The organism is Streptomyces flaveolus (genome assembly GCF_000716535.1).
Classification (GTDB): Bacteria; Actinomycetota; Actinomycetes; order Streptomycetales; family Streptomycetaceae; genus Streptomyces; species Streptomyces flaveolus_A.
Window position 1 is genome coordinate 1 of sequence record NZ_JNWV01000145.1, and the last position, 664, is coordinate 664.

General features: G+C 68.7%; 1 protein-coding gene. It reads right to left on the reverse strand.

All coding sequences use genetic code 11. The features are described 5' to 3' along the window. Nucleotides 1-72: 72 nt before the first annotated feature. On the reverse strand, nt 73-633 hold the full coding sequence (locus OO52_RS45580) for an NADPH-dependent FMN reductase (protein ID WP_030659387.1): 561 nt from the start codon (nt 631-633) through the stop codon (nt 73-75). Nucleotides 634-664: the final 31 nt, after the last annotated feature.

Below are 664 nucleotides of genomic sequence, written 5' to 3' on the forward strand. Positions count from 1 at the left end.
CAGCGGTCACCGTCGTCCTCCGCTCTCGGACGACGGTGACCGGGGTGTCGCCGGCCGAGGCCGGCGAGGTCCTCAGCTGGCGCGCAGCGGAGCGAGGGCCTTGGCCCACGCGACGACCTGGTCCAGCATGGTGACGAGCGTGTCACGCTGGATGTCGGCCGGCTTGAACACGGAGAAGTTCTCGAAGTCCGTGAACAGGGAGAGCCCCACCTGCGCGCGGACGTCGGCCAGCTGCAGCTCGCCGGCGATGCCACGCAGGTGCTCCACGGCGCGGGCGCCGCCGAGCGAGCCGTAGCTGACGAAGCCGACGGACTTGTTGTTCCACTCGGCGTAGAGGTAGTCGATCGCGTTCTTCAGCGCGCCCGGCACCGAGCGGTTGTACTCCGGCGTGACGATGACGAAGCCGTCGAGGGAGGCGATCTTCTCGGCCCAGGTCTGGGTGTGCGGCTGGGTGTAGTTGCCCAGCGAGGCCGGGTACGCCTCGTCCAGGACGGGGAGCTTGTAGTCCAGCAGGTCGACCAGCTCGAACTCGGCGTCGGTGCGCTCGGAGGCGACTTCGTGCGCCCAGCGAGCGACGGCTTCACCGTTACGGCCCGGACGGGTGCTGCCGATGATGATACCGATCTTGGTCATGAGGCGCCTTTCCATGGGCGGCCGTGCCTGA